This window comes from Fibrobacterota bacterium, from assembly GCA_019509785.1.
Lineage (GTDB): Bacteria > Fibrobacterota > Fibrobacteria > UBA11236 > UBA11236 > Chersky-265.
Genome location: JAEKLQ010000053.1, coordinates 1 through 26,858, shown reverse-complemented (window position 1 = coordinate 26,858; position 26,858 = coordinate 1). Strand labels below are relative to the sequence as shown.

The window sequence follows — 26,858 nt, the reverse complement described above, 5'->3', positions numbered from 1 at the left end:
CGGAAGCGCTTAGTTTGATATAAATAGACCATGATACCTGCACATACGGACATTAACGAAGCCATCCTTAAATCGGGCCGGGAAATCTGGGAAGAAATGCGGGGGGAGGTTCCCGGGATTTTCAACAAGGATTTTTGGCAGGGTCGCATCCTGGAGTGGGCCATGAAGGATCCCTCCTTCCGGGTGGACTTGTTCCGCCTGGTGGACGTGCTGCCGGTGCTGAAGAGCCGCAAGCAGGTTTGGCACCACATGCGCGACTACCTGCTTAGGGAGGGACGCGAATTGCCCACGGTGCTCAGCGTGGCGCTCAAGGCGGCTTCGGGCGGCCTGACCGGCGTGGTGGGCGTGGAAGTCATCAAGCGCAACGTGGTGAAGATGGCCGAGAATTTCATCTTGGGGCGGGACGCTTCCGAAGCCATCCCCATCTTGCGCAAACTGCATTCGCAGGGGATCGGGTTCACCGCCGATCTGCTGGGCGAGGCGACCCTGACCGAAGGCGAAGCCCATGCTTATCTCGCCCGTTACCGCGATCTCATCGAAACCTTGTCGGCCGAGGTGCGCGGCTGGAAACCGGACCCGGTGCTGGATACCGGGCATACCGGTCCCGTCCCCCTGGCCAACGTGTCCCTTAAGCTTTCGGCCCTGGAAGGCCGCCTCGACCCCGTCAATACGGCCGGTTGCGTGGCCCGCCTGAAGGCTAAGGTGTTGCCGCTGTTCCTGCTGGCCAAGGAACGTGGTGTCTTCCTCAACGTCGACCTGGAAAATTGGCAATTGCACGGGATCACCTACGATTTGTTCGAAGAGGTGCTGGCCCATCCCGAACTGCGCGGCTGGCCGCATATCGGGATCGTGGTGCAGGCCTACCTGAAATCGGCGCCGGCCGACCTCGATCGGCTGCTGGCCCTGGCGAAGGGCCGCGGAACGCCTCTCACGGTGCGCTTGGTTAAGGGCGCCTATTGGGATTACGAAGTGGCGATGGCGAAGCAATGGGGCCTTCCCTGCCCGGTGCTGACGGCGAAATCGGCCACCGATGCGCAATACGAATCGCTCAGCCGCAAGCTCTTGTCGGAGTACCGGCATTTGTCTCCCGCCTTCGGAAGCCATAACCTGCGTTCGTTGGTGCATGCCGTGGCCGCGGCCGAGGAAATGAAGGTCCCGAAGAACGCCTTCGAGATGCAGATGCTGTACGGCATGGCCGAACCGGAACGCAAGGTCCTGCGGGGCCGGGGATACCGCCTGCGGGTGTATTCGCCCGTGGGCGCGCTGCTTCCTGGCATGGCCTATCTGGTGCGGCGGCTTTTGGAGAATACCTCCAACGCGGGTTTCCTGCGGCAGAGCTATCACGAAGGCGAAGACATCGCGGCGCTGCTGGCCGCGCCCAATCCCGCCCCATCGCCCGCCGCGTCAACGGGGGCCGTGCCTCCGGGGCCGGCCACCGCCGGCCTTTCGCCCGAGGTAACCGACATGGTACCCGGGGATCTCGCGAGCCCGTTCCGGAATTGCCCGCGCAGCGATTTCACCCGGCCGGAGGCGCGCCGGGAATTCGCCCGCGCCATCGCGGATTGGAAAAGCCGTTTCCCGGTGCGCGTTCCCGTGATGCGGGACGGTCGCGAGGATGCGGCGCGCGAGTCGATCCCATGGACTTCGCCCAATGATGAAAACCTCATCGTCGCCCAGGTGGACATGGCTTCGGCCGCGCAAGCCGACTTGGCCGTGGAGGCCGCAGATATGGCATTTCCCGCTTGGCGGGATCGTCCTTTGATGGAGCGCGCGGCCCTGTTGGAAAAGCTGGGTTCGATCCTGGAGGCGGACCGGGTGCGCCTGGCGGCCTTGCAAACCTTGGAAACGGCGAAGCCTTGGCAGGAAGCGGACCTCGACGTCGCGGAGGCGGTGGATTTTTGCCGATACTACGCGCGGCAAGCCTTGATCGAATTGGGGCCGCGTAGTCAGGGCCAGGTTCCCGGGGAGCAGAATACCTTGGCCTATATGGGCCGGGGGCCCGTGGCGGTGATCGCCCCCTGGAATTTCCCGTTGGCTATCCTTTGCGGGATGGCGACGGCGGCCTTGGTCGCGGGCAATCCGGTGATCCTGAAGCCGGCCGAGCAGAGCAGCTTGATGGCTTTGCTGTTATACCAAGCCATGCTCAAGGCCGGCTTTCCGCCCGGGGTCGTGCAATTCCTTCCGGGACAAGGCGAGGTGGCGGGCGCCCGTTTGGTGGAACATCCCCGCGTGGCGCAGATCGCTTTCACCGGCAGCCTGCAAGTCGGCACCGTAATCCTGCGCGAGGCCGCGCGAATCCGGCCTGGACAACCGCGCCTCAAACGCGTGGTCTGCGAGATGGGCGGTAAGAACGCCATCGTGATCGACGACGACGCGGATTTGGATGAGGCCGTGACCGGGGTCTTGAAAAGCGCTTTCGGCTACGCGGGCCAGAAATGCTCCGCGTGTTCGCGGGTGATCGCGGTGGGCGATGTTTACGGGCCTTTCCTGGAGCGGCTGGCTGCCGCTTGCGCCACCTTGGCCATAACGCCCGCCGATGATCCCGCCTGCGACGTCCCTCCGGTGATCGACTCCATGTCGCGCGACCGCCTGTCCGCCGTGATCGCCGATCCCGGCCCTGGCGCCCGCTTGATCTATCAAGGCCCCGCGCCGCAAGGGGGGCGATTCGTGGGGCCGGCGCTCTTCGAGGTCACGGATGCGGGCCATCGGCTGATGCAGGACGAACTCTTCGGCCCGGTGTTGGCCATAATCAAGGCGGTGGATTTCGATGAAGCCTTGCGCCTGGCCGGAGCGACCCCATTTGCATTGACGGGAGCCGTTTTCACCCGCAGCCCTAGCCACATCGAGGCCGCGCGCGAGAAGTTCCGGGTGGGCAATCTCTACGTCAACCGCGGATCGACCGGAGCCCTGGTGGACCGGCAGCCTTTCGGGGGGTTCGGGCATAGCGGTTTGGGGACCAAGGCCGGCGGTCCCGGGTATCTTGCCCATTTCGCGGATCCCTACTGCGTTACCGAAAATACGATGCGGCACGGTTTCACTCCCGACATCGCCTAGCCGCCTTCATTTCGATCCTGTTACTTTCGCTTCCCCTCACCCGGGGAGAAGCTTATTTTGCATGCTCCCGGGTTACCTTCCGGCCGGATTCAGGAGTCTAAATCGCGTGCAAATCAGTACCTCATTTTCCTCTTACGGGGTTTTCATCTTGGGAATGTTCGGGATAGTGCTCGGATTACTCGCCATGCGCGGCGGCGTACGCAAGCCGGCCGGGCTACCGGGAAATGGCTTAGGCAAGGGTTCGGGCAAGGATCCGGAGCGATTGCTGAGCGAAATCGGCCGCGGCTTGCGCATGTTGTCGACACCGACGCGGTTCGGGGGCACGGGGCTCCTGCGTGAGAAGCAATACGAGGTGGCCCGTCAATTGGGCGAATTGCAACGTTGCCTACGCCATCTCGAAGATAAAGCCCGGGAACGGTACGAAGATCGCGCCCAGCGGGTCTTGGAACTGGCCGCCCGCTGCGGGATTACCGTACCTCCTCCTTAGCGCGGCCCGAATCCCCCTTTTTCCGGTTCTTATCCGGGTTTCACTATATTTAAGGGCTTTTCGGAAGGCCCCCTCCATGGATTCACATCCTCTGCCCTCGCGCTTGAATGCCCTTGATCTGGCCGAGAAGAGCTTGGCGGGCGAGGAATTGACGCGGGAAGAGGCGTTGGCCGTGCTGGCCTGGCCGGACGAGGACATCCTCTCCCTGATGCAGGCCGCCTATAAGGTACGGCATGCGGCCTTCGGCAAGAAGGTGCGCCTCAATTACCTGGTCAATATCCAAAGCGGCATTTGCCAGGAGGATTGCGGATACTGCTCCCAATCGGCGGTGGCCGACGTGCCGGTGGAGAAGTACAAGCTGATGACCCCGGAAGAGGTGGAGTCGGCGGCGGAAAAGGCGGTGGCTAACCACGCCGCGCGTTTGTGCATGGTGGCTTCCATGCGCGGGCCATCGGACCGGGACGTGGCGGGTGTGGCGGCCGCGGTGCGCCGGGTGAAGGAACGGTTCCCGCAATTGGAATTGTGCGCCTGCTTAGGGCTGTTGAAGGATGGCCAGGCGGACAAATTGAACGAGGCGGGCGTGGACGCCTATAACCATAACCTGAATACCAGCGAACGCCATTACGGTGAAATCTGCTCCACCCATGGCTTCACCGATCGCCTGGACACGGTGCGGAAAGTGCGCGAAGCGGGAATTTCCTCTTGCAGCGGCGCCCTTTTCGGCATGGGGGAGACCCGCGACGACGTGGTCGACGTGGCGTTCCGCTTGCGCGAGTTGGGGGTGGATTCCATCCCGGTGAACTTCCTGATCCCCTTTAAGGGCACCGCCCAGGGCCATCGCGAGGAGTTATCGCCGGTGTATTGCCTAAAGATCCTGGCCCTGTTCCGCTTGGCCAACCCATTCTCCGAGATCCGCATCGCGGGAGGCCGCGAACTGCATTTGCGGAGCCTGCAAGCGCTGGGCTTGTATGCGGCCAACTCCATCTTCGTGGGCGACTACCTGACCACCGAAGGCCAAGCGGGCTCCCTGGATCGCGAGATGATCCGCGACCTCGGCTTCGAAGTGGTCGGGGAAATCCCGGCCGAGGCCTCGGCCGTTCCCTTGGTGGATCGCGTCACCCTGACTTCGCGCAAGGTGCGCGAGGCGAAAGGGGCCTGAGGGCGGCGGACCTGCGGTCCGCTGCGCAATCCCATGATCGTCCTGGTCGACTATAAAGCAGGCAACCTTACTTCGGTGCAACTAGCGCTGGCGGAAGTGGGATTCGATTCCGTGATCTCTTCCGATCCCGAGGTCATCTCCGGCGCCGATCGATTGGTATTCCCCGGCGTGGGCGCCGCGGGTTCGGCGATGGAAGAATTGAACCGCATGGGACTGGGCCCGGTTCTGAAAGCGTTTGTCGCGAGCAGGCGTCCCTTCCTGGGCATTTGCGTGGGTTGCCAGATTATCCTCGACTGGAGTTTGGAAGACGGCCGTACGCCTTGCCTGGGACTGCTTCCGGGCGGCACCGAGATTTTCAACGCGGGACCGGGCGCGAAGGTGCCGCACATGGGCTGGAACCACGTGGGTTTCTACCGTCCCCATCCCCTCTTCGCCGGCATTCCGGATAAGAGCCATTTCTATTACGTGCACAGCTATTATCCTACCCCCGCGGATCCGGCCGATATCCTGGCGGAATCGGACTATGCCGGTGTCCGTTTCGCGGCCGTCATCGGGCGCAAGAACCTGGTGGCTTGCCAGTTCCACGTGGAGAAGAGCGGGAAGCACGGCCTGCGCCTGCTCGAGAACTTCTGCAAGTGGAATGGCCAGGATGGCCGTTCCACCGGGGACGGCCGGGAAAGCGCCTGATGCTGTCCAAGCGCGTCATCGTTTGCCTGGACGTACGTAACGGGAAGGTTACCAAAGGCGTGAAGTTCGCCGGCAACGTGGACCTGGGCGATCCCGTGGAGATGGGCGCGCAATATTACCGCGAAGGCGTGGACGAACTGGTGTTCTACGACATCATGGCTTCCGCCGAAAAGCGCCCCATCGACATCGCAATGGTACGCGCGGTGGCCCGCAAGGTCTTCATCCCCTTCTCGGTGGGCGGAGGCATACGCAATCTGGAGGACATGCGCGAGGTACTGATGGCCGGTGCGGAAAAGGTTTCGCTGAATTCCCTGGCCGTGCAAAACCCCGAAATCATCTCCCAAGGCGCGCGGGCTTTCGGGAAGCAATGCATCGTGCTGGGGATGGATGCCAAGCGATCGACGGCTCCGGGCCTGCCTTCGGGCTATGAGGTTTACGTGCAAGGCGGGCGCAAGGCCATGGGACTCGATGCGGTCGAGTGGGCGAAGCGCGCGGTGGCGCTGGGGGCGGGGGAAATCTGCGTGAACTCCATCGACGCCGACGGCACCAAGGACGGATACGAGCTGACCCTGACGCGCCTGATCGCCGATGCCGTGGACGTGCCCGTAATCGCTTCGGGAGGCGCGGGCGTGCCCCGCCATTTGGCCGAAGTCTTCGAAAAGGGCCATGCGGACGCGGGCCTGGTGGCCTCCATGGTGCACTACGGAACCTGGTCGATCCCCGCGATCAAGGTCGAGCTGGCGCTGGCAGGCATCCCCGTGCGCGCCGTCTCTTAATTACCCATCTCCAAATACCGACACGGTTCCGATAATTGTGCGTCTGCGCACGATTAACACTGATTCCGATGTGTATCTATTCCTGGGTCAGGCTGGGCCCCAGTGGAAGCTTGCGACACACAGTGTATTGACATTCATTGTCAATACACTGTGCTTATTGCGGCTGTGGCACCAGGGGGGGACTCCCTACGTACCGTCATTAGCAAGGAGAAGCCGCATGGAATCCTCTTTTACAACCGAGATGCGGAGGCGGGTCGAATTGGCCCGCCGGCTTCAAGAGGATGTGGCGAAATACGATGAGTGGTTAGATGGTGAAGTGAAGGATTGCACCGTAAATTTCCGCATCGCAAAGTCCGACTTGATAAAACTCAAGACCCTGGCGCGCTCGCGAAATATGAAGTACCAGACCTGCCTTCGTGAGATCATTAAAAGGGAAATCGAGTTGGACGAGGGGAGCGGGCAGGCTCTCAAGGCCGCGCGGGCCCGGAGGCCGTATTGAGGCTTACCATCGCTCTCAAAATGAGAGAGAAAATCGCGGGCCGGAAAACCCAGCTGACGCGGATCCGGGCTATCTTTTGTGAATGGCGACAACACCCAGCTTCACGATAGAAGGGCGCTCAGCCCATAGCTTCAAGAATATCCCGATCCTTGCGGGATTCGCGGGCTTGATAGGTTTGATGGGAATCGGGGCAGCCTGCCTTTCAGGCTGCGATCCCGCGTCGGGCGGGGGCGATGCCTCCAACCTGTCCGGTTGTTGGTCCGTTCAGGATACGATTTACATCGAAGCCGGCCGCACGCGTTACGAAACCGGTATACTTAAGTTATCACCTCATGAAATGGACATAACGGGCAATATCATGTGGATCAACTCCACTCGGCCCGAGGACAGCGTTTCGGTACGGCGGAACGGGGATTCCCTGAACTTGACGCTGATCGAAAAAAGCGTTTCCGAAGCGTGGATGCTCCACGGGGCGATGCAAGACTCCGATCACTTCTACGTTACCATGTACCGTATGATGGGAACCGGCTTCAGTTTTTCCGCGTCCCGGCTTCTTCAATGCCCGGACCCCAACGTACCCAACCCGAATCCCCAGAAGCTGCAAATGCAAGCGACCCCTGATTCGATCGGCGTGAGCCATATCGATTCGATCGGCCTGAACGCGTTCGCCAGCTACGCGTATTTCGGGGACAGCGACGTCGTGCGTTTTTCCAAGGCCTACGACACGTTGACTTTCACCTACCGTTCCTTCCAGGACCGCGAGCGGGGTTCCAAGAGCATGGCAAGCCTGGCCTTTTCCCTGTTGACGACGCCGCAAGGGGAGAAGGTGCTGTACGGTTATCTGATTCCCTATTTCGACGATGGCGTCGTCATCATGGATTCGACCGATTATTCCTTGAATGGAAATGTCGTCATACCCGGCGGATTGCCGAAAGGCAAATACAAAATCGTCCTCCGCATCCAGGTTTCATGCTTTTGCGCCCCGCATCCCAGCGATTTTTATTCGCAAGAGTTCACCCTCGAATAAACGCCCGGCCCCATACCGGCGCGGTCGCCCCCTGGGTAGCGCCGATGCCCCTTTAGAGTACGCCCAAGGCGCCCTGGTTTTCCTATCTTTGCGGGCGCAACTCCGAGGAGCTTCCCGTGGAAGAGATCAAGAGTCTGAAGGATCGCGTGCAGCGCCTATGGGGGTATCTTTGACCTCCCACGCAAGCAAGAAGAGATAGCGCTTCTCGAGCGCAACGCGTCGGAGCCGGGGTTCTGGTCCGATGCCGCCAAAGCCCAGAAGGCCCAAAAGCAAATCAAGATGCTCCAGTGGTGGGTGGACCAATGGAAGTCGCTGGACGGCCAGGTCCAGGAACTGGAGATGCTGGCCCAGATGGCGGAAGAGGACAAGGACGAAGCCTCCCTGCGGGAGGCGCGCGAGTCCGTCGCGGTATTGGCGGGGAAGATCGGCGAGCTCGAGCTGAAGAAGATGCTCGGGGGCGAGGATGACGAGAAGCCAGCCATCATGACCATCCATCCGGGGGCGGGCGGCACCGAGTCGCAGGACTGGGCGCGCATGCTGCTGCGGATGTACGTCAGTTGGTTCCAGAAGAAGGGCTTCAAGTTCGAGATCCTCGACGAGCAGCCCGCCGAGGATGGCGGCATCAAGAGCGCCACCATCGAAATCCAAAGCGAGTACGCTTTCGGCTACCTGCGATCGGAGATCGGGGTGCATCGCCTGGTCCGCATTTCCCCCTTCGATGCCAACGCGCGGCGGCATACTTCCTTTACCGCCGTCTACGTCTATCCGGAAATCGAGGACGTGGATTTCGATATCGACGAGAAGGATATCAAGGTGGACACCTTCCGCGCGGGGGGCGCCGGCGGGCAGCACATCAACAAGACCGATTCGGCCGTGCGCATGACCCATCTTCCCACGGGAATCGTGGTCTCGTGCCAGAGCGAGCGCAGCCAGCACAAGAACCGCGCCAGCGCCATGAAGCTGCTGAAGGCGCGGGTGTGGCAGAAGCTGAAGGATGAAGAGGACGCGAGGCGCGAGTCCAAGCTGGCCTCCAAGCTGAAGATCGAATGGGGCAGCCAGATCCGCAATTACGTCTTGCAGCCGTACCAGATGGTGAAGGATGCGCGTACCGATTACGAATCCTCAGATGCCTACGGCGTGTTGGACGGGAATTTGGACGGATTCATCAACGCGTACCTGCTTGCCGCCGATGCGGAGCGCAAGCAGACCTAAGGCCTCCGTTCCCTGATTCCGGGCTCAAAATAATTGGTGCTTTTCGGGCGGCCGCCGCATCCTAATGGATGCGGATCGCCCGGGGGGCCCCCTAAGGGGCCCTGGGTTCGCTTCGCCTCAACCAAAAGGAGCATCCATGACATCCCATTTCTTCGGAAAGTATCTGCCCCTTCCCCGGCTGGGAAGCCTGGCTTTCACGGGTTTGCTGGCTTTTTCCGCGGTTTCGGCCGATCCGGGGGCCCCGCCCCCCGCGGGCAAGACTTACCAGGACTCCCAAAAGGATTCCCAGTGCGACCGTTCCGGCAAGAATGCCAGCGTGGTGGCCCTGGATTTTTACGACAAGCTGGGGAAGGGCGATCTCCCCGGCATGCTCGCCGACTTCGCGACGGACGCGAAATGGGTGCTCTATGGACCGGCGGGCATCCCTTTCGCGGGCGTTCATGAAGGCCAGGCCGGCATCAAGGCCTTCATCGAAACCTTCGGCGCGAACGCGAAGGTGACCCGCTTAGAGCCCAAGGAGTTCCTCTCGGACAAGCATAAGACGGTGTTCCAGGGGTACGAGGAAGCGACGGCGATTCCTACGGGCAAGAGCTGGAAAGCCCATTGGACGCATAGCTTCACCGTGGAGCATGGCAAGATCGTGCTGGTGGAAGAGGTGCTGGATACGGCTCCCGTGCTGGCGGCCTTCCAACCCTGATTCCCGCTTGGGCCGGGTTCCGATCCCGGCCCATTATCTGGCCTTATCCAGCCTTTTCTACCTTTCCGCCCCTATGGAGATCAACGATCAGGTCGAAGCCCGCTTGGATAAGTTGCGCAAGCTGCGGGAGATGGGGATCAATCCCTATCCTTACCGCTTCGCGCCCACCCATGACAGCGCCCAGCTGATCGCGGCGAAGGATACGCTACTGCCCGCTCCGGTCGCAGAAGGCGCCGAGGCCGCGCCCGGGACCGAGATCGCCTTCGCCGGCCGCATCGTCCGGTACAACCTGAAAGGCAAGCTGGCCTTCGTCCACCTGAAGGATGATATGGGCCGCATGCAGGTGATGTTCGGCCGGGAGCAGGTGGGGGAACCCGCTTTCGAGCTGGTCAGGATCCTGGACATCGGCGACTGGGTCGGGGTCAAGGGGACCATGTTCGTCACCCGCGCGGGGGAATATACCATCCACGCGAAAACGGCCGAGCTGCTTTCCAAGGCCGTGCGTCCGCTGCCCATCCCGAAAGAGAAGATCGAGGACGGGAAGAAGATCATCTTCGACGAGTTCAAGGACGTCGAGACCCGGTATCGCCAGCGTTACGTCGATCTCACCCTGAACGACGGCGTGCGGGAAACCTTTAAGAAGCGCTCGCGCATCATCCAGGCCATCCGGCAATACTTGCTGGACAACAACTACCTCGAGGTCGAGACGCCCGTTTTGCAGGCGGTGTACGGCGGCGCCAATGCGCGGCCCTTCCTGACGCACCATAACGCCTTGGATATCCCCCTGTATCTGCGCGTGAGCAACGAGCTTTACCTGAAGCGCTGTATCACCGGCGGCTTCCCGCGCGTGTTCGAGTTCGCCAAGGACTTCCGCAACGAGGGCATCGATCGCACCCATAATCCCGAATTCACCCTGCTGGAATTCTACCAGGCCTACGCCGACTACAACGACATGATGAAGCATTTCGAGAGCCTCTACGCGGCGGCCTGCGTCGCCGCCAACGGGACGATGAAGTTCAGCTACCAGGGGAAGGAATTCGATCTCACTCCGCCCTGGCCCCGCCTGACGGTCAAGGAAGCCTTGAAGAAATTCGCCGGCCTCGACTTCGATGCCATGGACGATGCCGCCATCCAAGCCTTGCTCGCCAAGGACCATATCGAGCTGAAGGGCAAATACCTGCGCGGTCTCGCCATGAAGGCGCTTTTCGAAGCCAAGTGCGAGCCCCATCTCGATGGCCCCATCTTCATCATCGACCATCCCAGGGAAAGCACGCCTTTGTGCAAGGTCCATCGCCAGGACCCGGACTTGGTGGAGCAATTCGAGCCTTACATCAACGGCTGGGAGGTGGGCAACGCCTATTCCGAGTTGAACGATCCCCTGGTCCAGCGCAAGCTGCTGGAAGATCAGGTCGAGCGCGGACGGGGCGGCGAGGACGAGACGCATCCCCTGGACGAGGATTTCCTGCGCGCCCTCGAGTACGGCATGCCTCCGACGGGCGGCGTGGGCATCGGTATCGATCGCATGATCATGCTTTTGACCGATAGCGCGACCATCAAGGACGTGCTGCTCTTCCCTTTGATGAAGCCCGAGTGAAGCGTTTCGAGTGGTTCATCGCCCGGAAGTATTTCTGGGCCCAACGCCGGACCCTTTCCACGGGGCTCATCGCCCTGTTTTCGGCCGCCGGCGTCACCGTCGGCACCTGGCTGCTCATCTTCGTGCTCTCCGCCATCAACGGCTTCGAGCACGAGGTCAAGCGCCAGCTGATCGGCAAGGACGCGCATATCGAGATCACCCAATACCAGTTCGCCCCCATCCGCGCCTACGATTCCCTGGCCACGCGCGTCCGCCATTTCCCCCAGGTCACCGCCGTCTCGCCCTTCATCATGTCCAAGACCATCATCTCGCGCAAGAAAAACCAGGACGGCATCGTGGTCTACGGCATCGATAGCGCGTCCAGCAAGGACGTGATCGGGCTGTCGGGCACCATTTCCCATGGTCGTTACCGTTTCCACGGCCTCAAGGACACCACCGGCAAGGCCTATCCCGGCATCATCCTCGGTTACGCCTTGGCCAATCGCTTGCAGGCTTCCATCGGGGACAAGGTATTCCTGGCCGACTTCACCGAGGCCGGCGAGCTGGGCGCGGCCGGATTCGCGCCGAAGATCGCGCCCTTCATCGTCTCCGCCACCTTCGAGTCGGGCATGTACCAGTTCGACGAATCCCTCGCTTACATCACCCTGGAAGACGCCCAAAAGCTGTTCGGGCTCAAGGGGGTGGCCACCGGCCTCCAGCTCCGCGTCGTCGATCCCTACAAGAGCGGCAAGATCGCCGATGCCATGGAGGATACCTTGGGCTTCCCCTACCGGGCCCTGGATTGGCAGGCCAAGAATTACACCCTCATCAAATGGATGTCGTACGAGAAGGTATTGGTCGGGCTGGCTTTGGGGATCATCATCATCATCGCCGCCTTCAACATCATCTCGTCGCTCGTCATGGCCGTCAACGACAAGGTCCGCGAGATCGGCATCCTGCGCGCCATGGGCGCCACCCGCAGCGGCATCCTGCGTATCTTCATGCTGGAAGGCATGCTCATCGGCCTGTCGGGCTCTTTCGCCGGCACGGCCCTGGGGTTGATCAGCTATTGGTTGCAGAGCCGGTTCGGGCTGATCCAGTTGCCGGGAGACGTCTATTTCGTGACCGTCTTGCCCGTTGAGCTTCGCTGGCCGGACGTGGCCATGGTATTGATCTTGACCAATTCCCTGTGCGGCATCGCGACCATCCTGCCGGCCATGAAGGCGGCCCGCCATGATCCCGTGGAGGCCATCCGCCATGAGTGACGCGGTCCTGCTTTCGGCGGAACGGATCCAAAAGGTCTTCGAGGAGACCGGCACGCGCATCGAGCTGTTCCGCGATCTCGACTTCGCCATCGGCCCGGGCGGCTTCGTCGCCATCAAGGGCGCTTCCGGGGTGGGGAAGAGCACCTTTCTGCATATCCTGGGATTGCTCGATCATCCCACCGCCGGACGGGTGCTCTTCAAGGGCAAGGATACCGTGGGCCTTTCCGATCGGGCCATGAGCCGGATCCGCAACCGCGAGATCGGTTTCGTGTTCCAGTTCCATCATCTCCTGCCCGATCTCACCGTGCGCGAGAACGTCTTGATGCCCGCGCGCGTAGACGGCCGCCTGGGGAAGGCGGAACAAGATCGGGCCCTCGAACTCATCAAAATGGTGGGCATGGATCATCGCCTACGCCATCTGCCGGCGGAACTTTCCGGCGGTGAACGCCAGCGCGTGGCCTTGGCCCGCGCCCTCATGAACAATCCCGGCATACTGCTGTGCGACGAACCTTCGGGAAATTTGGACGTCAAGAACGCCGCCCAGCTCCATGAACTCCTGCTCGACCTGAACGGCCGGCTCAACGTGGCCATCCTGGTGGTGACCCACGATCAGGCGCTGGCGGGCCTGGCCAAGAAGGTGTACATGATGGAAGGCGGGGGCCTGCGCCTGGAGCGGGACGGAGGCCGGGCGTGAGCGAAGCCAATTTCCCCGTGTGCACGCATTGCGGACATACCTGGGCCGAATACCGCGCCCGCGGTCTGCTCGGATGCCCGCATTGCTACGTCGCTTTCGGGGAAGCCTTGCAAGCCGACGTCGCCTGGCTGCACCAATCGTTGGCGTTCGCCATTCCCGAAGCCGCGCATGCGGCCGCCGCCCCGCCCGTCGCCGATCCCGAAACCTTGGCCCACTGGCGGGAACAAATGGCCGAGGCCGTGCGGGCCGAGAATTACGAGGAAGCCGCCCGCATCAAGGGCCTGCTGCGCGCCGCCGCTCCCAGGGGTCCCGGACTTGGGGTGGCCTGATCTCGCTTCCCGGCCCCTGCCCTGGAGTAACGCCGATGTTACCCCGGGGGATCCCCGTGCCGCGGTGGTCCTGACCCGGCTGCTCGCCTTCCGCAATTTCGCCGGCCTGCCCTTCCCGGTTTCCGCCACCCCCAACCAATGCGCCGTCGCCGCCGAACGCGCCCTGGCCTGGATGGCGCGCGCCGGCTATCCGTCCCCCGAGCCCTTGGCGGCCTGCCCGCCCCGAGTCGTACGCTTCTTGCGCGAGCGCGAGATCCTGCCCTGGCGCGCCATGCCCTTCCCGGGCAAGAAAGGCTTCAAGCATCTGGCCACCGCGCCCGACGGTTCCGCCTGGGCCTTGGCGAACGAGGTCGAGCATCTGACCTTGGGCCGATTGCACGCGGGCTGCCCGCATCCCGACTCCGCCGACTTCCCCGATCCCGGGCCCGGTCCCGACGGGTCCGGCTGGTCCCGATCCCTGCGCTACGGCTATCTCGCATCCGATCCCGGACGCGTAGGGCCGGGCGTCGCCATCGAGCAGGTGGTCCATCTTCCGGGCTTGGCCATGGCCAGGGAATTGCCCGCGGCCCGGAATTATTGCGTCGCCGCCGGCCTCGCCTTCGCGCCCGCTACGCCTCTGCCCGCGTCGATGCCCGGCCCCGCCGACGTGGGGCTCTTCCGCATCGCGTCCCGCGGACGACTCGGCCGGACTCCCGCGGAAGCCTATGCCGAACATCTCGAAGCCCTGGCGCCGGTACTCCGGCGGGAAGAGGAGATGCGCCGGGAATGCCAACGTCGCCATCCCGAACGGCTCGCCGCGCGCGTCCAGGCGGCTTTGGAACGGCTGACCGGCGCCCCGACGCTTTCCTATGAGGAACTGCTGTCTCTAAGCTCTTTCGCCCGCCTCGGGGCCGCGTTGGGCTTGGCGCGCCCCGAAATCGTCCGGATCCTGGAATCCTTGCGCGCTACGGCGGCAAGCGGTCACCTGGCGGTAAGTTGCGACAAGGATCTCCCGCAGGAAGAAGAAGACTTTTCGCGGGCGAATGTTGTAAGATTAACCTTAGGGAAACCAAGCGATGACGCCATATAAAGATTGGGATTTCGGGGGAAGGCAAGTATTTTAAACAGGGATGTGAGCGGGCCGGAATGCGCCGGCCCAACGGAGCGCAAACAATGAACGGCATGTTTACGGATCGGGTGAAGAAGGTCATGCAACTGGCGCGCGAAGAGAGCGTGCGTTTGGGGAATGACTACGTGGGCACGGAGCACCTGCTCCTGGGTCTCATCCGCGAAGGCGACGGCGTAGCGGTGGCGGTGCTGAAGAATCTCGGGATCGATCTCGACGATTTGGCCCGCAACATCGAGAAGTCGATCAGCTCTTCGGGCGGCATGATGACCATCGGCCAGATGATCCCCTTCACGCCCCGCGCGAAGAAGGTGCTGGAGATCGCCGCGCAGGAAGCGCGCTCCATGAGCCACAAGTACATCGGCACCGAGCATCTCCTGCTCGCCCTCATGAAGGACCATGAGTCCGCCGCCGCCAACGCCCTCGCGAGCATCGGCGTGGAGTACGAACGCGTGAAGGAAGAGATCGAGCGCGTGCTCCGCGGCGGCGACGCCCAGAGCGGCACCGACTTCGCCGGTTCGCGCAAGAAGAGCAAGACGCCCTTCCTCGATCATTTCGGACGCGACCTGACCGAGCTCGCCCGCCAGGGCCAGCTCGATCCCATCATCGGCCGCGGTCCCGAGATCGAGCGCGTCATCCAGATCCTGTCGCGCCGCAAGAAGAACAATCCCGTGCTCATCGGCGAACCCGGCGTGGGCAAGACCGCCATCGTCGAAGGCCTGGCCCAGAAGATCATCGAGCGGAACATCCCCGAGATCCTGGAATCCAAGCGCGTCGTCACCCTCGACATGGGCTCCATCGTCGCGGGCACCAAATATCGTGGCCAGTTCGAGGAACGCCTCAAGTCCCTGATGACCGAGCTGCAGAAGAACGACAACGTCATCATCTTCATCGACGAGTTGCACACCATCGTGGGCGCCGGCGGTTCCGAAGGTTCGCTCGACGCCAGCAACATCTTCAAGCCCGCCCTGTCGCGCGGAGAGTTCCAGTGCATCGGCGCCACCACCTTGGACGAGTACCGCAAGTACATCGAGAAGGACGGCGCGTTGGAACGCAGATTCCAGACCATCCTGGTCGACCCGCCCTCACTCGCCGATACCCTCCAGATCATCAAGGGCCTGCGCCCGAAGTACGAGGCGCATCACAAGGTCACCTATACCGAACAAGCCCTGGACGCATCCGTCCGCCTGTCGGACCGGTACCTTTCCGATCGCTTCATGCCGGACAAGGCCATCGACATCATCGACGAGGCCGGCGCCCGCGTGCGCCTGGCCAGCTTGTCCATCCCTCCCGAACTGCGCGCCAAAGAGCTCGAGCTCGAGGCCGTAGTGAAGGAGAAGGAAGCCTCGGTCGAGAACCAGGATTACGAAACCGCCGCCTCGCTGCGCGATACCCAGGAAAGCCTCAAGGCCGAACTGGAAGAGATGCGCAAGAAGTGGCGCGAGCAGAAGCGCGAAGAGCGCCTGATCGTCGATGAGGAAGCCATCCAGGAAGTGGTCGCCAAGATGACGGGCATCCCATTGGCTAAGATGGCCAACCAGGAAAGCCAACGCTTGCTCAACATGGAAACCGAGCTGCGCCAACGCGTGGTGGGCCAGGAACGCGCCATCGACGTGATCTCCAAGGCCATCCGCCGCTCGCGTTCGGGCGTGCATAGCACCAAGCGGCCCATGGGCAGCTTCATCTTCCTGGGACCGACGGGCGTGGGCAAGACCGAACTCGTGAAGGCCCTCGCCGGCTTCCTGTTCGAGACCGAAGAAGCCCTAATCCGCATCGACATGTCGGAGTACATGGAGAAGTTCGCGGTCTCCCGCCTGGTGGGCGCGCCTCCCGGGTACGTCGGCTATGAAGAAGGCGGGCAGCTCACCGAAAAGGTGCGCAAGAAGCCCTACTCCGTGATCCTGTTGGACGAAATCGAAAAGGCCCATCCGGACGTCTTCAACATCCTGTTGCAGATCCTCGATGACGGCCAATTGACCGATAGCTACGGCCGCAAGGTGAACTTCAAGAACACCCTGATCATCATGACCTCGAACCTCGGGGCCAAGGATATCAAGAAGGGCGTGGGCCTCGGCTTCGGCAAGGACGATACCGACAGCGAATACGAACGCATGGAGAAGATGGTCCGCGAAGAGGTGAAGCGCACCTTCAACCCGGAGTTCCTGAACCGCCTGGACGACCTGGTCGTGTTCCGGTCCCTGGAGAAGAAGGATATGGGCCGCATCGTCGATATCCTCATCGCCGAGCTGGAAACCCGCCTGGGCCCCCGCGACATCAAGGTCCAGATCTCGGACTCGGTGCGCGACCTCATCGTCGAGAAGGGCTTCGATCCCCAGCTGGGAGCCCGGCCGTTGCGCCGCGCCATCCAGAAGCTGATCGAGGATCCGCTCGCCGAGGAGATCCTCCGCGGCAAGATCACGGACAATTCCCTGCTCAAGGTCAGCCGCAAAGGCGATCAACTGACCTTCACTCCCGGCCCTTCGAAGACCGGGAAGAAGGAAGAGAAGGAACCCGCCGAAGTGAAGGGCGAGTAAGCGGGGGCCGCCTAAGGCGGCCCCTTTCGGAAAACTCATGAAGGGCGTCGGGATGTTCCCCGGCGCCCTTTTTGCTATGTTATTCCGGTTTCCAAAACCTCAGGAAGGCCTTTTGACCATCCCCAAGACGCTACGCGCTTTGCTCTTCCCGCTCTTTGGCCTGTTTCTCCTGGTACCCGCGGGCGCGCAGCAGCTCAACGGCCCGGGCTTCCACAGCCCGGTCAAAGAGGTCAAGATCGTGGACATCAAGATCGAGGGCAACCACACGGTCGACAAGTCCCTCATTTTCCGCACCCTGCAGATCGAAAAAGGCGAGGAATACCTCCCCCCGGTCCTGCGCCAACGGGTTTCGGCCTCGGTCACCGCCCTGAATAAGCTGGCCCTTTTCTCCGACATCCGCGTCGATATCGATTATCCGGATTCGGTGGAAGGCGCCATCCTCACTTTCGTGGTTACCGAGCTGCCCACCTTGGCCAAAGCGGAGATCAAAGGGAACGACAAGATCAAGACCGATGACCTGAAAGAGGTCATGGATTTGCTCGATGGGCAGGTCTATTCCCGCAGCGCGGTGGAGCGCAACCGGCAGAAGATCCTCGACAAGTACCATAGCAAGGGCTATTTGCTGGCCCAGGTGGACGTGGAAGAGGGCGTGGAAGAAAGCACGGGCCGGAAGACGGTGACGTTCAAGGTCAGCGAAGGCAAGAAAGTCCGCGTCCGTTATATAACCTTCGCCGGGAACCCCCACGTTTCCGACAAGGAATTGCGCAAGAAGCTGCCCACCAAGGAAGAGCGCTGGTGGCGCGACGGGGAGTACAAGGAAGACGAATACCGCCTAGGCCTCGATTCCCTGGTCGATCATTACCGCGAACTGGGTTACCTGGACGCGGCCGTGGAAGGCGAAAAGATCACTTATACCCCGGACAAGAAGTGGCTGGACATCCGCATCAACGTGACGGAAGGCAAGCGCTACAGGTTCGGGAAGGCCACCTTCATCCACAATAACATCGTCGAGGACGGGGCTTTGAAGGCCCAATTGCTGCTGGATTCGGGCGAGATCTTCAACATGAAGAAGTACGAAGCCACCAAGTTCCAGATCACCTCCCTCTACCGCGAGGAAGGCTACCTGTTCCTCGATTTGCAGGATCGTTTCGAGTACCAGGACACCGTGGTCAACGTGGTCTTCACCATCAAGGAAAACAGTATCGCGCATATCCACCTGGTGGACATCCGCGGGAATACCAAGACCAAGGATAAGGTGATCCGCCGCGAAGTCAAACTGTTCCCGGGGGACATCTTCCGGCAGTCCCTGATCGTCCGGGCCCAGCGCGATATCATGCAGCTGGCCTTCTTCGACAACGTGGAACCGAACATCGAACAGGTTAAGGACGGGGACGCCAGCGACGTGAACCTGGTCCTGAAGGTGACCGAGAAGCAGGCGGGTACGGGAACGGTTTCGGCGGGCCTCGCCTATAGCCAGCGCGAGAGCCTGGTGGGGACGGTAGGCTTGCAGATCCCCAACTTCATGGGCAACGGCCAGCGCGCGGATTTGAACCTGGAGTACGGCCAGCAAAAGCAATTGGCCTCGGTGGGCTTCCAGGAGCCCTGGTTCCTGGATACCCCGACCCTGGTGGGCGGCAACGTCTTCTACAGCTTCCAGAAGGCCATCACGGCGGACCAGAACGATTATACCCGTTACGGCCTGACCTTGAACCTGGGACGTCGCCTCACTTGGCCGGATGATTATTTCTCCGTGAGCAGCTCGTATAACCTGACCGAGAACGAGAACGGTCTGACCACGAACGCCAACTCCCTAATCATTCCGTCGGGCTTGGAGTCGTCGTTGCACCTGACCCTCACCCGCGACGATAAGAACCTGCCTTTCTTCCCCTCCGAGGGCTCGACCTACCGGTTCATCTACAGCCGTGTGGGCGGACCGCTGGGCGGCGATTTCAATTATCATGAAATCGAAACCAAGGTGAATTGGTGGTTCCCCACCGTCCAGAAGCTGGTCTTGGGCGTCGCTTCGTCCTTCGGGATGCTCTTGGGCGACAACATCCAGAGCTACGACTTGTTCCAGATGGGCGGCGTGCTGGGATACCAGGGCAAGATGCGCGGGTACGATCCCGGCAGCATCGGATCCTCCCGCATCGGGCGGAGCTATTTCTCCTTCATCACCGAACTCACCTATCCGGTGGTGGAAAACACCTTCTACTTGCTGGGCTTCTACGACGTGGGCAACGTGTTCGGGAACCTGCCGAAGTACGATCCGGCCAATCAGGGCTACTACAACCCCGTGTCCCATGCTTCGGTCCCGGATCCTTGGGAGGAAATCGACTTTTCGGATCTGCGCCGCGATTTCGGGTTCGGCTTCCGGCTGGTCATCCCCTTGGTGGCTCCCTTTGGCATGGGCTTCGACTTCGGTTGGCCCCTGGACGACGTGGAAACCTATAACGGCGATCGCCATCCCAAGGCGGGCAACGCGCCCGTCGTCAATTTCGTCATCGAGCAAGGATTTTAAGGAGGATATATGCGTAAATTGGCCCCCCTGTTCTTGGGCCTTCTTTTGGCCGGAACGACTTTCGCCGCCGACCTGAAGATAGCCCACGTGGATTCGAAAATGGTTTTCGACAAATACGCCGAGACCAAGAAAGCCCAGAAGCAATACGACCAGCAGGTCCAGAAATGGGAGCAGGATGCCGCTGCCAAGCAGAAGTCCCTGATGGAGCTGAAGGACAAGCTGGATAAGCAGTCCTTGATGCTTTCCGAAGAGAAGAAGAAGGAGATGGAAGCGGACTTCCTGAAGAAGAAGAGCGAGTACGAGCAATTCGTGCAGCAGATCTACGGGAAAGACGGCACCCTGTTCCAGAAGAACGAGGAGTTCTCCGGGCCCATCATCCAGAAGATCAAGAAGACCATCCAGGACGTGGCCAACCAGGAAGGCTACGATATGGTATTCGATCGCGCCGCCGGGGCCGTCGTCTACTGGAAGAAGGACAACGACCTGACCCAAAAGGTCATCGACGCGCTGAACAAAGAGGCCAAGTAGCAGGTTCCGAAGGAACCCGTTCCCGGAGGAAGCATGCGGCTGAGACGCGCGGATACCGGGAGTTTGCCGCTCGGGTCCGAGGTCGCGGCCCTCTTGGGCCCATTTTTGGTCCCGACCTTTCATCTTCCTCCTTCCCTTGATTTCCCGATCGCATCCCTCTGCGCGCCTGAGCGCGCGGAGTTCGGCTCCCTGGTTTGCGTGGGAGCCCGTACCCGTTTGTCCGTACGCGAGGCCTGGGCGAAATCCCCGGTGGATGGGTCGCCTACGAGTCCTGCGGCGACGGCATCAAGCGGCAACCTATCGTCCCGGCCCGCATTGATAGCCGCGGAAGCGGACGTTCACCTCCCGCCGTTGGATATTCCCGTCCTCCGAATCCGCTCGGCCCATGCCGCCCTCGCCGCTTTACTTTCCGCCTGGGGCGATCGATGGGAACGGGAATCCCCCTTCCCCCCCGGCGGAGAAAACCGGATCGCCCCGACGGCCGTCGTGGAAGGCGTCTTGGAGGGCGGGGTGGACGTGGGCCCGGGAGCTTATATCGCCAAGGGCGCGTTCATCGGCCGGGGAACCCGTATCGGGGCCAACGCGGTGATCGAGGCGCATTGCCATATCGGGAGGGCTTGCGAGATCCAGCCCGGGGTCGTGATCGGCTGCGCCGGTTTCGGATTCTACGCCCGGCCGATGGCGGCCCGGGATTCGGCCGCCCGGCCCCTGTCCGCCCGGGACTTACCCGTCGGATCCGCGCGGGCCGAACTGCTTCCCATGCCCCATCCCGCCGGGGTCCGCATCGGGGACGGTTGCTTTATCGGAGCCAACTCGGTGGTGGCCGCCGGCGTGTTGCACCCGACCTTTTTGGGCCAAGGTTGCAAGCTCGATTCCCATGTCCAAATCGCCCACAACGTGACGCTCGGCGAGGATTGCCTGCTGGCATCGCAGTCGGGGGTGGCGGGCTCGACCCTAGCCGGCGCGCGGCTGCGCTTGGGCGGCGCCGCCAGCGTGGACGGGCATTTACGATTGGGGGCCGATGTTTCGGTCGCCGCTTGTTCCGGCGTCACCAAGGATTTTCCCGATGGTTCGGTGGTGGCGGGATTCCCGGCCCGGCCCATCGCGGCTTGGCGGAAAAGCCGGATCGACGAACGGCGGACCGGTCGGAGCCCATGACCTCCCATCCCGCCGCGGAGAAGTCCGCCCGCCGGCCTGAGATCCTGTCGGGGGCCGGGGTGCATAGCGGAAGGCCATGCCGATTGGAAATCGGGTTGCGGGAAGCGGACGGGCGTCCGGGCGGGCCGATGTTCAGCTTCCCCGGCTTCCCGGGCGGGCAGACGATCGAAGACCTCGGGGGCCTGCCCCGGACGGCCCGGTGGGCCACCGTGCTGGGTAGCTTCCCCGCTACGGTAGGCACCCCGGAACACCTGCTGGCGGCGCTCCTCTTCTTCGCCGAGGAACCGCTATCCCTGCGGGCGGACGCCCCCGAATTGCCCGGTCTGGACGGCAGCGCCTTGCCTTATCGCGAAGCCCTGGCCCGCTTGGCGCCCTCCGCGGCACGCAGGCCCGTCTGGCGGGAATATCCCTGCGCCCTGGCATGGGAGGATAGCTGGGAAGACGGCCATCTTTCCATCCGGCCCGCGGATCGTTTCCGGGTGCTTTATGTCCTTGAACGCGGTCCGTTACGCCAGGCTTTCGCCTTGAACGATGCGGCCACGGCCTGGAACGAGATCCTTCCGGCGCGCACTTTCACATTCCATACGGAATGGCGCGCGGCCTTGGCGGCCGGCCTCATGACCGGAGCCGGCCGGGACTCGGGCCTGTTGTTGGCGGCCTCGGAAGCGGAATACCGCGATGTCCTCTCGCTGCATCCCGAATGGTCGGGCGCACCCTTTCCCTTGCTCAACCAGCCGGCCTGGCGGATGCCCGACGAACCGGTCAAGCATAAGATCCTCGACCTGCTCGGCGATCTGGCCCTCAATGGCTTGGCCCTGCCCCGCGCCGAGATCGAGGTACGCAATGGCGGGCATTCCGCGCACCACCGGCTGCTGGCGCGCCTGCGCGAATGCTAGATTTGGGCCTCACCTTCTACTAGCGCAAGGAAGCACAGCGCCATGGGCGATATCCCGGAATCCCTACCGAAATCGGAAAACCCGAAATTCATCCTCGATTACGCGGGCATCCTCAAGCTGTTGCCGCATCGTTACCCCTTTCTATTGGTGGACGGCATCACCGCCTTCGTAAAAGGGAAATCCATCGCCGGCGTCAAGAACGTCAGCTTTAACGAACCCTTCTTCGCGGGGCACTTCCCCGGCGAACCGGTCATGCCCGGAGTGCTCCAGATCGAGGCCTTGGCCCAACTCAGCTGCATGCTGGTTTTCCTGTCCTTCCCGGAAGAGTCGGCCGGGAAGCGCCCGGCTTTCGCGGGCATCGAAGAGGCCCGCTTCCGCCGCCCCGTGCGGCCGGGGCACGTGCTCACCCTTTCGGGCGAGTTGGATAAGTACCGCCGCGGCTTCGCCGTCATAAAGGCCCGGGCCGAAATCGATGGCGACCTCGCGGCGGAGGCGGTCATCAAGGCCTCCATGGTCTGATTCGCGCCATGCTAATCCATCCCACCGCGGTGGTGCATCCGTCCCTGGACCTGCCGCCCGATTCCGAGGTGGGCCCTTACGCCCTCCTGGACGAAGGCATTACCCTCGGGACAGGCGTCCGCATCGGTCCCTTTTGCCATCTCTATCCCGGTACCATTCTGGAAAACCATGTCCGTCTGGAGGATGGCGTCGTTCTCGGCAACCTGCCGCAGGACCTGAAATACCGCGGCGGGATTTCCGGCGTGCGCATCGGCGCCGGGGCCTGGCTACGCGAGTACGTGACCGTCAACCGGGCCACCACCGCCGGCGGTTACACTTCGGTCGGGGCGGACTGCCTGATCATGGCCTATGCCCATGTCGCCCATGACTGCGAGATCGGGAACCGCGCGGTGATCGCGAACGGGGTCCATATGGCGGGCCACGTGCGCGTGGGCCCGGGAGCGGTCGTCTCGGGCATGACGGGCATCCACCAATTCGTCTCCATCGGGGCGGGGGCCTTCGTAGGCGGAAACCTGCGCGTCGATAAGGACGTGCTGCCCTTCTCCAAGGCCCTCGGCGAGCCCTTGCGCTATGCCGGCCTGAATGCCTTGGGCCTGGAGCGGATGGGCCTGGGCCCCGGGCCGGCCGCCTGGCTACGCGATTTCTACCGCCGCTTCTCCGCCGAAGGCAAGGCCGCCGCTTTGGCCGCCTTCGCGGCGGAAAGGCCGGCGCCTGAGGGCCTTGAGCCCGCCGGCCTCCCGTCCTCCGCGCCGGAAGCCGATGGGGGAGCGGGGCGTTTGCGCGGCCTCCTCGCGGATTTCCTGCGCCAACAAAAACGCGGGCTGCTCACGCGCCCGCTTTAGCGAAGAAGGATTTTGCGGGCCGCCGTTCAGGCGTGATGGAGGTTGAGTTCTTCCTCGATCAGCGGCATCAGCTCATCCTTCAATTTCTCGAAACAGAACACTTGCTGGAACATGGACGTGCTGCGATGGGCTTCCGCCTTCTGCCGGATCCATTCCGCCACCTGGCGCTGCTTCTGCGCTAGATCGTCGCAACCGTCTATTTCGCGTTTGATGGCATCCGATTGCCGGGCCATGTATTGCGCCATATCGAAGGGCATGTTGTGCTGGATGATGAAGATCTTGATGAGCATGTCCAAGGGGCGCGGCCCCTCGATGCGCTGGAACTCCTGGATGAAGCAGAGCAGCTTGTCGCGATTATTGCGGATGAAAGGAAGGATGGACGCCTTGAGATCGTTCAGATCCCCGCAGTCGTAGGCGTTTTCCAGTCCTCTTACGATCTCGGATCCCACTCGTGAATCCTCTTGTAATGCATTGACGGGAAAAAGTAATAGCCTCTGATCATTATACCAAGGATAGCGCGGATCCCGGGAAAAGGCAGTAGCCGGCCCACCAGGTTCTTTGCGGTTTTTGCCGGGATTACGGCGGATTCAAGGTGTTTGGGTCGTCGCGGTCAAGAATAGGTAAAGCCGATATCGGAATCCTTTACACTCGCGCATGGCTTTGCCGTAGGGCGGCCGGCAAGATTTCGCACGTAACTCCCGTGTTACCTAACGAGGTTTACCTTTAGGGTTAACCAAATGAATAGGAACGGTGGATGGACGGGCCGGACCCTCGCCGGCACGCCCACAAGATCGCTTCATTCCGCGGACCCGGCCGCATGGCTTCCGGGCGCCGGCGCTCCTGTTGGAGCGGGCGCGGTGCCGCCGCTTCCGGAGAAACGGTTGTACTCATCCAGGGCCTCCTTGTTCAGCACCCTGAGTTCCGTACGGCGGTTGAGGGTCCGGCCTTCGGCGGTGCGATTGTCCGCCTTCGGGCTCGATTCCCCGAAACCTTTCGCGGCCAGCCTGCCGTTCAGGTCGGGCGCCTGGCTGATCAAGTAGCTTTGGACCGCCTTGGCCCTTCCTTCGCTCAGATTCTGGTTGTACACGTCCCCGCCCACGTTGTCGGTATGGCCGTCCACCTCGATTTGCAACTTGGGATACTTGGTAAGCATCTTGGCGAGCATGTCCAGGTAGGGCTTGGAATTGATGGAGATCTCCGTGCGGCCGGTTTCGAAATAGACGGCGTCGAGAACCAGGAGGCCCGTGGTGAGCAATTGGTTTTCCATTTCGCTCCGTTTGGATCGCTCGATGTCCAATTGCCGGCGGGCATCGGCGAGGGAGAGGGAATCCTGCCGCGCCTTGGACGCCCTAGCCGAGGAATCCTGGCGGGCCTTCTCCATCAAGGCCGCGGTATCGGGCGCGGGGGCGGCGGGCTGTCCGTTCTGGATCTTGATATTGACCTGGCGGGGGGCGGAGGCCGCCTCAAGCGGCCGTGCGGTGAGGCCGGCGAGTCCGGCCAAGGCGAGGGCGGCGGCGAAGATACGTTTGGATTGTCTCATGGGGAGTCCCTCCGTTGCGTCCATGCGGAAACGTTTCCGCCGATTGGGCCTAACGTCCAACTACGTTTCCCGGCCGCCCTATGCAAATGGCCCTAAATTCCGTCAAACCATCCGACAGAACGCGGAAATTGCGGTGATCGCAGTATCTCTAAGTGATATTCTCGGTGCGAATCGGGTTCTCCAAGAGGCGATCACCAGTGTATTTGGTAACCATTGGCATTCCGGAATGGTTTAAATTTACGGGAAACGGTCCCTAACACGGTGAGGATGGTTGCGGCAGTATAATGGAATCCCCCTACTCGCATTCGTATTCGTGCTCGGCGGCTGTTTTGAAACCGTCGAGGTTTCGCACCCCTCCTATACGGCTGCTGACGTGCTATATGAAACCCACGAAAACAGTTGCGACCCTTCGGAATCCTTCAATGTCGAAAATCCCCACGGAACGGAATTCGATAGCGTGCAAATCTGCCTTACGGCAGGAGCTTTCAAGAGCTGCGACTCGAAAGTCCGATCCACTTCGCCGTACGTTACTTCGGGATCGTTTCTTGAAGTCGAGACCGATCGGTTCGCCGGGGAGTACGAGTTCACCTATCGCGTGCTACTCAAAGGACGCGTCGCCGATTCCGGAACCATCCCGGTGCATGGGAAGACACGAGCGGAGGTGGAGAGGATGCCGGGGCGGATCGTCTTTTATTACCGCGGGGACTCGTTGGCCTGGGATTACCATCGGGAAGATTCGAGCTATTGGAGCGGAATTCTCCAACGTGGCGTACCAATCAAGGCGGGCCAGGAATTTTTCGTGGTTTCAACCTCCGGCATCGATTCAGCGGTGATTACCGGACTCCCGCCCGTACAGAAGTTTACGCTGCGGAATGAAGTGGGATCCGATTCCACGATTGGCTATTTGTCGACGATATCCTTCACGGACCGGTATCGATTGGTATTGGGAAATAAAGACAGGACATACGATTATTACGCCGGGCCCCTGGCAGAGTCGGGGCCTGCGGTCATGTGCTTTGAGTTGGGTTATGTATTCGGCGCCGACGAAAGGATGACCCGTAAGAACCTTCCGGATTTGATTCCTGATTTAAGGCTAGGCCCGGTCTCCAAGGGTAGGTACCTCGTTTTCGACGCCCGCTATCCGGGGCGTTATTTCCTCTGCGATTTCGGGATTGACTGCGAAGACGTCGACTCCCGATAATTTCCCGGACAAAAAAAGGAACCGGGCTTGCACCCGGTTCCTTATCGATGAACGGATTTCGGCTAAGGCTTAGGCCATCGCCATTTCGCGCTTGGCCCGGGCCGACGAAGGCTTGGCCTTGGGGGTGGCCTTCGCGGGCTTGGAGGCTTTGGCCTTAGGGGCTACGGCTTTCGCCTTCGCGGGCTTGGCCTTGGGCGCAGGTTTGGCTTTCGCCTTCGGAGCCGCGGCCTTGACAGGCTTGGAAGCCGATGCCTTGGCCTTCGGGGCCGACGCCTTCACGGCCTTAACCGGAGCCGCTTTGGCGGCCCCCGCCTTCTTATCGGCCACCGCGGCCTGGGCAGCCGCGAGGCGGGCGATCGGCACGCGGAACGGCGAGCAACTGACGTAGCTCAGGCCGATCTTATGGCAGAACTTCACCGATTCCGGATCGCCGCCATGCTCGCCGCAAATGCCGAGCTTGATGTCGGGACGGGTCTTGCGGCCCTTCTCGATGGCGATTTGCATGAGCTGTCCCACGCCGGTCTGATCGATGCTCGCGAAGGGGTTCTTCTTCACGAT

General features: G+C 61.8%; 24 protein-coding genes and 1 pseudogene. 22 read left to right on the top strand and 3 right to left on the bottom strand.

Translation table 11 applies throughout. From position 1 onward, the window contains the following. The first annotated feature begins 30 nt into the window (after window positions 1-30). The 21 genes from JF616_16030 (at window position 31) to lpxA (ending at window position 23,559) form a co-directional block, all read left to right on the top strand. Complete coding sequence (locus JF616_16030) at window positions 31-3,054, top strand: proline dehydrogenase family protein (GenBank protein MBW8889263.1); 3,024 nt, start codon at window positions 31-33, stop codon at window positions 3,052-3,054. Between the two features lie 106 nt (window positions 3,055-3,160). Next, window positions 3,161-3,541: a hypothetical protein gene (locus JF616_16025; protein ID MBW8889262.1), complete on the top strand. Its 381-nt coding sequence runs from the start codon at window positions 3,161-3,163 to the stop codon at window positions 3,539-3,541. Window positions 3,542-3,617: 76 nt separating this feature from the next. Continuing rightward, on the top strand, window positions 3,618-4,700 hold the full coding sequence (gene bioB / locus JF616_16020; protein ID MBW8889261.1) for a biotin synthase BioB: 1,083 nt from the start codon (window positions 3,618-3,620) through the stop codon (window positions 4,698-4,700). 33 nt (window positions 4,701-4,733) lie between these two features. After that, window positions 4,734-5,387: an imidazole glycerol phosphate synthase subunit HisH gene (gene hisH / locus JF616_16015; GenBank protein MBW8889260.1), complete on the top strand. Its 654-nt coding sequence runs from the start codon at window positions 4,734-4,736 to the stop codon at window positions 5,385-5,387. Continuing rightward, entirely contained in the window at window positions 5,387-6,163 is a 777-nt protein-coding gene (gene hisF, locus JF616_16010; GenBank protein MBW8889259.1) for an imidazole glycerol phosphate synthase subunit HisF, read from the top strand. Before hisH ends, hisF begins: the two co-directional genes overlap by 1 nt. A gap of 217 nt (window positions 6,164-6,380) precedes the next feature. Then, window positions 6,381-6,662, top strand: coding sequence for a hypothetical protein (locus JF616_16005; protein MBW8889258.1), 282 nt, complete (start codon window positions 6,381-6,383; stop codon window positions 6,660-6,662). A 178-nt stretch (window positions 6,663-6,840) separates the two neighbouring features. Beyond that, window positions 6,841-7,689, top strand: coding sequence for a hypothetical protein (locus tag JF616_16000; protein MBW8889257.1), 849 nt, complete (start codon window positions 6,841-6,843; stop codon window positions 7,687-7,689). Between the two features lie 116 nt (window positions 7,690-7,805). Further along, window positions 7,806-8,901, top strand: a protein-coding gene (gene prfB / locus JF616_15995) for a peptide chain release factor 2 (protein MBW8889256.1) whose coding sequence is annotated in 2 segments (ribosomal slippage) — window positions 7,806-7,859 and window positions 7,861-8,901 — 1,095 coding nt in all. Because the reading frame shifts where the segments join, the coding sequence is not laid out codon by codon here. Window positions 8,902-9,037: 136 nt separating this feature from the next. Beyond that, complete coding sequence (locus tag JF616_15990) at window positions 9,038-9,598, top strand: nuclear transport factor 2 family protein (GenBank protein MBW8889255.1); 561 nt, start codon at window positions 9,038-9,040, stop codon at window positions 9,596-9,598. A gap of 73 nt (window positions 9,599-9,671) precedes the next feature. Then, complete coding sequence (gene lysS / locus JF616_15985) at window positions 9,672-11,192, top strand: lysine--tRNA ligase (protein ID MBW8889254.1); 1,521 nt, start codon at window positions 9,672-9,674, stop codon at window positions 11,190-11,192. Continuing rightward, window positions 11,189-12,436: an ABC transporter permease gene (locus JF616_15980; protein MBW8889253.1), complete on the top strand. Its 1,248-nt coding sequence runs from the start codon at window positions 11,189-11,191 to the stop codon at window positions 12,434-12,436. Before lysS ends, JF616_15980 begins: the two co-directional genes overlap by 4 nt. Beyond that, the gene (locus JF616_15975; GenBank protein ID MBW8889252.1) at window positions 12,429-13,130 is read left to right on the top strand and encodes an ABC transporter ATP-binding protein; all 702 of its coding nucleotides are present in this window, start codon (window positions 12,429-12,431) and stop codon (window positions 13,128-13,130) included. Before JF616_15980 ends, JF616_15975 begins: the two co-directional genes overlap by 8 nt. Continuing rightward, window positions 13,127-13,459, top strand: coding sequence for a UvrB/UvrC motif-containing protein (locus tag JF616_15970; GenBank protein MBW8889251.1), 333 nt, complete (start codon window positions 13,127-13,129; stop codon window positions 13,457-13,459). The genes JF616_15975 and JF616_15970 overlap by 4 nt, the downstream gene beginning before the upstream one ends. Beyond that, entirely contained in the window at window positions 13,446-14,528 is a 1,083-nt protein-coding gene (locus JF616_15965) for a hypothetical protein (GenBank protein MBW8889250.1), read from the top strand. The genes JF616_15970 and JF616_15965 overlap by 14 nt, the downstream gene beginning before the upstream one ends. Window positions 14,529-14,611: 83 nt before the next feature. Continuing rightward, window positions 14,612-17,098, top strand: coding sequence for an ATP-dependent Clp protease ATP-binding subunit (locus JF616_15960; GenBank protein ID MBW8889249.1), 2,487 nt, complete (start codon window positions 14,612-14,614; stop codon window positions 17,096-17,098). Window positions 17,099-17,210: 112 nt separating this feature from the next. Continuing rightward, window positions 17,211-19,616 (top strand): outer membrane protein assembly factor BamA, encoded by a 2,406-nt coding sequence (bamA, locus tag JF616_15955; protein ID MBW8889248.1) that lies wholly within the window; start codon window positions 17,211-17,213, stop codon window positions 19,614-19,616. 9 nt (window positions 19,617-19,625) lie between these two features. After that, window positions 19,626-20,144, top strand: coding sequence for an OmpH family outer membrane protein (locus tag JF616_15950; GenBank protein MBW8889247.1), 519 nt, complete (start codon window positions 19,626-19,628; stop codon window positions 20,142-20,144). Between the two features lie 33 nt (window positions 20,145-20,177). After that, on the top strand, window positions 20,178-21,302 hold the full coding sequence (locus JF616_15945; protein MBW8889246.1) for a hypothetical protein: 1,125 nt from the start codon (window positions 20,178-20,180) through the stop codon (window positions 21,300-21,302). Beyond that, window positions 21,299-22,198: a UDP-3-O-acyl-N-acetylglucosamine deacetylase gene (locus JF616_15940; GenBank protein MBW8889245.1), complete on the top strand. Its 900-nt coding sequence runs from the start codon at window positions 21,299-21,301 to the stop codon at window positions 22,196-22,198. The genes JF616_15945 and JF616_15940 overlap by 4 nt, the downstream gene beginning before the upstream one ends. A 42-nt stretch (window positions 22,199-22,240) precedes the next feature. Continuing rightward, window positions 22,241-22,717, top strand: coding sequence for a 3-hydroxyacyl-ACP dehydratase FabZ (gene fabZ / locus JF616_15935; GenBank protein ID MBW8889244.1), 477 nt, complete (start codon window positions 22,241-22,243; stop codon window positions 22,715-22,717). An 8-nt stretch (window positions 22,718-22,725) separates the two neighbouring features. Next, window positions 22,726-23,559 carry an acyl-ACP--UDP-N-acetylglucosamine O-acyltransferase gene (lpxA, locus tag JF616_15930; protein ID MBW8889243.1) on the top strand — a complete coding sequence of 278 codons (834 nt, stop codon included), beginning with the start codon at window positions 22,726-22,728 and terminating at the stop codon, window positions 23,557-23,559. A gap of 26 nt (window positions 23,560-23,585) precedes the next feature. Here lpxA and JF616_15925 read toward each other — a convergent pair whose 3' ends face one another. Continuing rightward, the gene (locus tag JF616_15925; GenBank protein ID MBW8889242.1) at window positions 23,586-24,008 is read right to left on the bottom strand and encodes a hypothetical protein; all 423 of its coding nucleotides are present in this window, start codon (window positions 24,006-24,008) and stop codon (window positions 23,586-23,588) included. A 347-nt stretch (window positions 24,009-24,355) separates the two neighbouring features. Next, window positions 24,356-25,099, bottom strand: coding sequence for an OmpA family protein (locus JF616_15920; GenBank protein MBW8889241.1), 744 nt, complete (start codon window positions 25,097-25,099; stop codon window positions 24,356-24,358). 373 nt (window positions 25,100-25,472) lie between these two features. Here JF616_15920 and JF616_15915 point away from each other — a divergent pair, with 373 nt between their 5' ends. Continuing rightward, entirely contained in the window at window positions 25,473-26,300 is an 828-nt protein-coding gene (locus JF616_15915; protein MBW8889240.1) for a hypothetical protein, read from the top strand. Between the two features lie 324 nt (window positions 26,301-26,624). Here JF616_15915 and JF616_15910 read toward each other — a convergent pair. Then, window positions 26,625-26,858: pseudogene (locus JF616_15910) on the bottom strand (hypothetical protein).